Source organism: Blastococcus sp. TF02A-35 (assembly GCF_004571075.1).
Classification (GTDB): domain Bacteria; phylum Actinomycetota; class Actinomycetes; order Mycobacteriales; family Geodermatophilaceae; genus Blastococcus.
The window spans coordinates 1-8,252 of record NZ_SPQP01000072.1 but is presented as its reverse complement, the minus strand read 5'-3'; the positions used below and the strand labels follow the sequence as shown (position 1 = coordinate 8,252).

Here is an 8,252-nt window from a genome sequence, read left to right as displayed (position 1 = left end):
GATCTGCCGCGCTCGCCGGGGCCGCGGCCCTGTCCGACCGGCCCGCGGGTGCGCCGTGGCGGCGCACCAACTACGCCGGCCGGCCGGTGACGCTCCTCGGTGGCCCCGCGCTGGCGCTCGCGGCCACCGGCACCGCCGTCCTGGGCGCGCCCGCCGGCACCCGGGCCGCCGCCGCGGTGGTCGGCACCGTCTCCGGCCTCGTGGGCGGCTACGACGACCTCGCCGGCGCGCGGCCCGAGCAGGCGCGGGACAAGGGCCTCGCCGGGCACCTCCGCGCGCTGCGGGAGGGCCGGGTCTCGGCCGGGGCGGTGAAGGTCGCCGGCATCGGCGCGGCCGCGACGGCCGCCGCCGTCCTCACCCGCGGGCGCGGGAGGGGCGCGGTCGTCGACGGCGTGCTGACTACCGGCCTGGTGGCCGGCACCGCGAACCTGCTCAACCTGCTGGACCTGCGCCCGGGCCGTGCCGCGAAGGCCGGCGCGCTCGCGGCGGCTGCCGGCCTGGGCGGTCCCGCCGGCACCCTGGTGGCCGGGCCGCTCGGCGCCGGCCTCGCCGTGCTCCCCGCCGACCTGGGCGAGCGGGTCATGCTCGGGGACGCCGGCGCCAACGCCCTCGGCGCGCTGCTCGGCCTGCGCCTGGCGTCCGTTCCGTCGCGGGGCGCGCGGGCCGCAGCCCTCGCCGTGGTCACCGCGCTCACGCTGGCCAGCGAGAAGGTCTCCTTCACCCGGGTCATCGAGGCCACGCCGGGCCTGCGCGAACTGGACCGGCTCGGCCGCCTGCCCTCGTGAGCGGCCGCCAGCTGGCCCGCGGGGTGGCCGGTGCCGCGGCGCTGATCGCCGTGCTGACCGTGCTGGCCCGCCTCGCCGGCTTCGGGCGCACCCTGGTCTTCACCAACACCGTCGGACCGGGCAGCACCGGCGACACCTACCTGGCCGCCAACAACATCCCGAACATCGTCTTCGAGGTTGTCGCCGGCGGCGCGCTGGCCAGCCTCGTCGTCCCGATGCTCGCCGGCGGGATCGCCTCCGGCGACCGCGAGCAGGTGCGCCGGACGGCCTCGGCGCTCCTGGGCTGGACGCTGCTGGTCCTGACCCCGCTCGCGGTGCTGCTGGCGCTCTTCGCCGAGCCGGTGGCCCGCCTGCTCCTGGGCGGCGGGGCCGAGGCCGAGGTGCAGCTGGCCAGCCGGTTCCTGCTGGTCTTCGCCCCGCAGGTGGTTCTCTACGGCATCGGCATCGTGCTCACCGGCGTCCTGCAGGCCCACCGGCGCTTCGCCGGGCCGGCGATCGCGCCGCTGCTCTCCAGCGTGGTGGTGGCCGGCGCCTACCTCGTCTTCGCCGGCATGGGCGGCGGCCAGGGCGTCGACGACCTCAGCCGGCCCGCCGAGCTGGTCCTCGGCGTGGGGACGACGCTCGGCGTGGTGGCGCTGAGCCTGAGCCTGGTCCTGCCGCTGCGCGGGCTGCGCCTGGGGCTGCGTCCCACGCTGCGCTTCCCCGTCGGTGCCGCCCCCCGCGTGCGCCGCCTCGCGGTCGCCGGCGTGCTCACCCTGGCCAGCCAGCAGCTGGTGGCCGCCGTCGCGATCCGGCTGGCCAGCGACGCCCCCGACGGGACGCAGGTCGCCTACACCGCCGCGATGACGGTCTTCCTCCTGCCCTGGGCGGCGCTGGCGGTCCCGCTGGCCACCTCGGCGTACCCGGGGCTGGCCGAGCGGGCCGAGAGCGGCGACGAGCCCGGCTACCGGCGGGCGCTGGCCCCGGTCGCCGTCCTGACGGTGGCCGTCACCGCGGTCGCCGCCGCCGCGGTCCTCGCCTCAGCCGGCCCGCTCGCCAGGGTGTTCCTCGCCGGCGGGAGCACCGCCGAGGTGGCCGCCCTCCGGGACGCGGTCGTGGCCTTCATGCCCGGCCTGCCCGGCTACGGCCTGGTCGCCCTCCTGACCCGGGCGCTCTACGCCCGCGGGCTGTGGAAGGCGCCGACCGCGTGCGTCCTGGGCGGCTGGCTGCTGGCCGTGGCGGCCGACCTGGTGCTCGCCGCCGCCCTGCCGGCCGAGGACCGGGCCCTCGCCCTCGGCGCCGGGCACTCGATCGGCGTCACGGTGGCCGGCGCCGGCCTGCTCGCCGTCGTCGTCCGCGTCTCGGGCGGCGCCGCGCTGCACGGGCTGGGGCGCACGGGCCCGGCCGCCCTGCTCGCCGCCGCGCTGGGTGCCGCCGCGGGCCTCGCCGTCGCCCGGGCCCTCGGTGCCGACCCCGTGCCCGAGGGGGGCCTCCTGGGCACCCTGCTGGCCGGCGTGCTGGTCGGGGGGACCGTGCTCGTGGTCGCCGCGGCCGTCATGATGGGTGCGGCGCGCGGCCCCCTGACGCGCGCGATCGGCGAGCTGAGGTCGCCGGCCGAGCAGGAGGTGCGCGGTGGCTGAGCAGCCCCTGCTCGACCACCGGGTCACCGAGGTGCTGGCCACCAGCACCGGCGGGGTGGGCACCCACGTCCGGTCCGTCGTCCCGGCCCTCGTCTCGTCCGGGGCGGACGTCCAGGTCTGCGGCCCGCGGGCCACCGACGAGCTCTTCGGCTTCTCCGCCCGGGGCGCGCGGTTCACGCCCGTGGAGATCTCCGCCGGGCTGGCACCGGCCGCCGACGCCCGCGCGGTCGCCGCGCTGCGCGCCGCCCTCGCCGGCAGCGACGTCGTGCACGCCCACGGCCTCCGCGCCGGCCTGGTCGCTGCCGCGGCGCGCCGCCTGTCGGGGAGCCCGGCCCGCCTCGTCCTCACCCTGCACAACGCCCTCCCGGACGGGGGCGGGCTGCGCCGGCGCGTTCTGCAGCGGGCGGAGCGGGCCACCGTCCGCGCGGCCGACGTCGTCCTCGCCGCCTCCTCCGACCTGGCCGAGAACGCGCGCCGGCTCGGGGCCCGCGACGTCCGCCTCGCCCCCGTCTCGGCGCCGCCGCTGCCGCCGGCCACCCGGGCCCGCACCGAGGTGCGCGAGGAGCTCGGACTTCTCGACGACCGCGCGCTCGTCGTCGCGGTGGGCCGGCTGCACCCGCAGAAGGGCTACGACGTGCTGCTCGACGCCGTCGCCCGCTGGTCGGCCGACGTGCGCCTGCGGCCGGCGCCGCTGGTCGTGGTGGCCGGCGACGGCCCGCTGCACGACGAGCTCGCCGAGCGCATCCGGCGGGAGGTCCTGCCGGTGACCCTGCTGGGCCGCCGGGACGACGTCGCCGACCTGCTGGCCGCGGCCGACCTCTGCGTGCTGCCCTCCCGCTGGGAGGCCCGCTCGCTGACCGCCCAGGAGGCGCTGCGCTCGGGGACACCGCTGGTCGCCACCCGGACCGGTGGGCTGCCGGAGCTGCTCGGTGACGCCGCGGAGCTCGTGCCCGTCGGCGACGCCGCGGCCCTGGCCGAGGCCGTCGTCCGGGTGCTCTGCGACAGCGCGCACGCCGACGAGCTGAGCCGGCGCGGGCGGGACCAGGCCGCGGGCTGGCCCGACGAGGCGGCGACCGCGGCCCACCTGGTCTCCCTCTACCGCGAGCTCCTCGACGACCCGCGCCGGTCGCGGCCGTGAGCCGCGCGGGCCGCCGCGCCGTCGCGCTGCTCGGGTCGCTGCTCGCGCTGCTGGCCGTCCTCCCGTCGACGGCGAGCGCCGCGGAGGAGGCCGCCGTCGACCGGGTGGTCGTCGTCGGCATCCCGGGGCTCACCTGGGCCGACGTCGACCCGGGCACCACGCCCCAGCTGTGGGCGATGGCGGAGGGCTCGGCCATCGGCGCGCTGTCGGTGCGGGCCGCCCGCTCGACCAGCTGCCTGCTGGACGGCTGGGCCACGCTCGGCGCGGGGAACCGGGCCCGCTTCCCCGGCACCGACGAGGGGCTGCCGCCGGTGCCGCTGCCCACCCCGCCGGCGGAGCCGGGCGAGAACGGTGAGCAGCCGGACCCGCCGGCCGAGCCCCCGCTGGACACGTCGCTGACCCACTGCGGGCTGCAGGAGCGGGTCGCCGCCGTGGCCCTCGGCGACCCCGACGTCACCGTCTCCCGCATCGCGGAGGACCCGGGGACCGTCCGGTTCGGCGCCGAGCCGGGAGCGCTGGGCGCCCAGGTCGGCTGCGGGACGGCGGTCGGCCGGGCCGCCGCCCTCGCCGCGGCCGCGCCCGGGGTGCCGCTGACCTCGGTGGCCGCCGTGCCCACCGACCCGGCGGAGGTCGCGGACGCGCTCACCCGGTGCCCGCTGTCGCTGGTGTCGCTGGACCAGCTGACCGACGCGGGCCGGCCCGGGGCCGAGCAGACCGACGACGGGACCGAGTCCTTCCCGCGGACCGCGGCGCTGGGCCGGATCGACGACGCGCTGGGCCGCGTGCGGGCCGCGGTCGAGACGCTGCCCGGGCAGAGCCTGGTGCTGCTGGCCGGGATCTCCGAGGTCAACGACGGCCGCTCCCAGCTGCACGTCGGCATCGCCTCCGGACCGGGGTACGACGGTGGCTGGCTGGTCTCGGCCAGCACCGGCCGGGCGCCCTTCGTGCAGCTGATCGACCTGGCACCCACCGCGCTGCGGGCGCTGGGCCTGGACGTCCCGAGCTCGATGAACGGCCAGCCGCTGCGGGTCACCGGCGACCGGCCGGACCTCGCCACGGCCGTCACCGAGCTCGAGGAGACCAACACCGGCGCGGTCACCCACCACCGCAACACCGGCGCCTTCTTCTGGATGTTCGTCGCGGCCGGAGCGGTCGTCGTCGGCCTCGGGTACCTGCTCGCGCGGGCCGCCCGGGACCGCGAGCGACCGGCGGCCCGGCGGGTGGTGCGGTCGGTCTGCCTGCTCGTGGCGTCGCTGCCGGTCGCCACCTACCTCGCCGGGCTCTGGCCCTGGCAGCGTGCGGCATCGCCCCTCGGCGAGCTCGTGGCCGCCGTCGTCGTCGCCGACCTGGTGGTCACGGCCGTGGCGGTGCTGGGCCCGTGGCGGCGCCGGCGGCTCGGGCCGCCGCTGGCGGTCCTGGCGGTCACCCTCGGCACGCTGGTGGCCGACGTGCTCACCGGCTCGCACCTCGAGCTGGACGCGCCGCTCGGCTACGACGCGATCGTGGCCGGCCGGTTCACCGGCTACGGCAACCTCAGCTTCGGGCTGCTCTCGGTGAGCGCCCTGGCCGTCACGGCGGCGCTGGCCACCGCCGTCGGGCGGCGGGTCCCGGCGGCGCGGCGCGGCGCCGTCACGGGGGCGGTGGTGGTCACGGCCGGGGTGCTCGCGGTGGCCGTGATCGGGGCACCGCCGCTGGGCCGGGACTTCGGCGGCGTGCTGGCCGCCCTGCCCGGCTTCCTGCTCCTCGCGATGCTGCTGACCGGCAGGCGGGTGACGCCGGTCCGGCTGGCCACCCTGCTGGCTGCCGCGGTGGTCGCCGTCGGCTCGGTCGCCGTCCTGGACTGGACCCGGCCGGCGGGGGAGCGGACCCACCTGGGCCGGTTCGTCGAGCAGGTGCTGACCGGGGACGCGTGGACCGTCGTCAGCCGCAAGGCCGAGGCCAACGTCGGCATCCTGCTGAACAGCCCGCTGGCCTGGATGCTGCCGGTCGCCGGCGCGGCCGCCTACTGGCTGCTGCGGCGCGGCGGGCCGCTGCGCGGCCTCCCGGCGCGGCGGGGTCTCCCGGGGCGCGGCACCGCCGGGCTGCCCGACGACGACGGCGCCGTGCTGCGCGCCACCCTGCTGGCGACGGCGCTGAGCCTCACCATCGGCGCTGCCGTCAACGACTCCGGGGTGGCCCTCCCCGCCACCGCGGCCGCGGTGCTGGTGCCGTTGCTCGTGTGGCTGGTGAGCGGGCCGGGTGGTGCCCCCACCGGAAAGGGGCAGACGACGGGTGGCGCTCCCCACTCCGGCCCGGCGGACGGCGCAGACCGTGTTACGGTCGTCTCCCGTGGGTCGACCGTCTGGAACACGTGATCACGGGCTCTTGCACAACTCCCAGCCGACGAAGTTCGTCTTCGTCACCGGCGGTGTTGTGTCCTCTCTCGGCAAGGGGTTGACCGCCAGCTCGCTGGGCGCCCTCCTCGCCAGTCGAGGACTGAGGGTCACCATGCAGAAGCTGGATCCCTACCTCAACGTGGACCCCGGGACGATGAACCCGTTCCAGCACGGCGAGGTGTTCGTCACCGAGGACGGCGCGGAGACCGACCTCGACATCGGGCACTACGAGCGGTTCCTCGACACCGACCTCTCGGGCCGGGCGAACGTCACGACCGGCCAGGTCTACTCCGACGTGATCGCCAAGGAGCGGCGCGGCGAGTACCTCGGTGACACGGTGCAGGTCATCCCGCACATCACCAACGAGATCAAGGCCCGCATCATGGCGGTGGCCGAGACCGACGAGCGCATCGACGTCGTCATCACCGAGATCGGCGGCACGGTCGGCGACATCGAGTCGCTGCCTTTCCTCGAGGCCGCCCGCCAGGTCCGGCACGAGATCGGCCGGGACAACTGCTTCTTCCTGCACATCTCGCTGGTGCCCTACATCGCGCCGTCGGGCGAGCTGAAGACCAAGCCGACGCAGCACTCGGTCGCCGCCCTGCGCAGCATCGGCATCCAGCCCGACGCGGTGGTCTGCCGGTCCGACCGGGACCTCAACGAGGGCATCAAGCGCAAGATCGGCCTGATGTGCGACGTCGACGCCGAAGGCGTCATCTCCTGCCCCGACGCGCCGTCGATCTACGACATCCCGAAGGTGCTGCACCGCGAGGCCCTGGACGCCTACGTCGTCCGCCGGCTCGGGCTGCCGTTCCGCGACGTGGACTGGACGGTCTGGGGCGACCTGCTCGACCGCGTCCACGCGCCGAAGCAGACCGTCACGATCGCGCTGGTCGGCAAGTACATCGACCTGCCCGACGCCTACCTGTCGGTCACCGAGGCCCTGCGCGCCGGCGGCTTCGCCCACCGCAGCCGGGTGCAGATCCGCTGGGTGCAGTCCGACGAGTGCGAGACCCCCGAGGGCGCGGAGAAGGCGCTCGCCGGCGTCGACGGCGTCTGCATCCCGGGCGGCTTCGGCGTGCGCGGCATCGAGGGCAAGCTCGGCGCCATCCGGTTCACCCGCACCAACGGCATCCCGACCCTGGGGCTGTGCCTGGGCCTGCAGTGCATGGTCATCGAGTACGCGCGCAACGTCGCCGGGCTGGAGAAGGCCAACTCCGCGGAGTTCGACCCTGAGACCCCCGACGCGGTCATCGCGACCATGGCCACCCAGGTCGACGTCGTCGCCGGCCGCGGGGACATGGGCGGCACCATGCGCCTGGGCAGCTACCCGGCCGCGCTGCAGCACGGCTCCGTGGTCGCCGGCGTGTACGGCTCCACCGACATCACCGAGCGGCACCGGCACCGCTACGAGGTGGCCAACGCCTACCGCGACCGGCTCAGCGAGGCCGGCCTGGTGTTCTCCGGGACCTCGCCCGACGGCACGCTGGTCGAGTTCGCGGAGCTGCCGAAGGAGACCCACCCGTTCTTCGTGGGCACCCAGGCGCACCCGGAGCTGAAGAGCCGCCCGACCCGCCCGCACCCGCTGTTCGCCGGGTTCGTGCAGGCGGCCGTGGACTACTCCGAGGCGACCCGCATCCCGGTGCCGATGGATGAGCCGGAGAAGGTCGGCATCTGAGATGGGTGACGACCCGGCCCCGCACGAGTACCGCGTCCTCGACAGCGAACTGCTCCACGAGGGCCGGGTCATCTCCCTGCGCCGCGACACCGTCGCGATGCCGGGGGGAGGGGACAGCGTCCGCGAGGTGGTCCGCCACCCGGGCGCCGTCGCCGTCGTCGCCCTGGACGACGAGGACCGGGTGGTGCTGCTCCGGCAGTACCGGCACCCCGTCGGCCAGTACCTCTGGGAGCTGCCGGCCGGGCTCCGCGACGCCGACGGCGAGCCGCCCCTGGAGACCGCGAAGCGGGAGCTGGCCGAGGAGGTCGAGCTCGCCGCCGGGCGCTGGTCGCTGCTCACCACGCACTACAGCAGCCCGGGGTTCTGCGACGAGATGGTGCTGGTCTACCTCGCCGAGGACCTCTCGCCCGTCGGGCGCCCCGAGGGCTTCGAGGTGGAGCACGAGGAGCTCGACATGACCGTCGAGCGGGTCCCGCTCGCCGATGCCGTCCAGCGCGTCTTCGACGGCGGGGTCCGCAACGCCGCCGCCGTCGTCGGCCTGCTGGCCGCGGCCCAGGCGCGGGCCACGGCCCCGGCCCTGCGGCCGGTCGACGCGACCTGAGGCCGGCGGCTCACCGCGCCGTCGCGCCGCTCCCCGTGGCGGCCGGCAGCCGGAGC

Annotated in this window: 6 protein-coding genes; all 6 read left to right on the top strand. The window is 77.0% G+C overall.

Annotation, left to right across the window (positions count from 1 at the left end; translation table 11 throughout):
- The coding region (locus E4P43_RS19440) for a hypothetical protein (RefSeq protein ID WP_135147161.1) at positions 1 to 785 on the top strand (785 nt) is incomplete at its 5' end.
- Positions 782 to 2,404: a lipid II flippase MurJ gene (locus E4P43_RS19435; protein ID WP_135147160.1), complete on the top strand. Its 1,623-nt coding sequence runs from the start codon at positions 782 to 784 to the stop codon at positions 2,402 to 2,404. The genes E4P43_RS19440 and E4P43_RS19435, both read left to right, overlap by 4 nt.
- Positions 2,397 to 3,542 (top strand): glycosyltransferase family 4 protein, encoded by a 1,146-nt coding sequence (locus tag E4P43_RS19430; protein ID WP_135147159.1) that lies wholly within the window; start codon positions 2,397 to 2,399, stop codon positions 3,540 to 3,542. The genes E4P43_RS19435 and E4P43_RS19430 overlap by 8 nt, the downstream gene beginning before the upstream one ends.
- Positions 3,539 to 5,896, top strand: a complete 2,358-nt coding sequence (locus E4P43_RS19425; protein WP_135147158.1) for a hypothetical protein — start codon at positions 3,539 to 3,541, stop codon at positions 5,894 to 5,896. The genes E4P43_RS19430 and E4P43_RS19425 overlap by 4 nt, the downstream gene beginning before the upstream one ends.
- 10 nt (positions 5,897 to 5,906) lie before the next feature.
- Positions 5,907 to 7,595 carry a CTP synthase gene (locus E4P43_RS19420; protein ID WP_135147157.1) on the top strand — a complete coding sequence of 563 codons (1,689 nt, stop codon included), beginning with the start codon at positions 5,907 to 5,909 and terminating at the stop codon, positions 7,593 to 7,595.
- Between the two features lies 1 nt (position 7,596).
- Positions 7,597 to 8,196 (top strand): NUDIX hydrolase, encoded by a 600-nt coding sequence (locus E4P43_RS19415; protein ID WP_135147156.1) that lies wholly within the window; start codon positions 7,597 to 7,599, stop codon positions 8,194 to 8,196.
- Positions 8,197 to 8,252 lie beyond the last annotated feature (56 nt).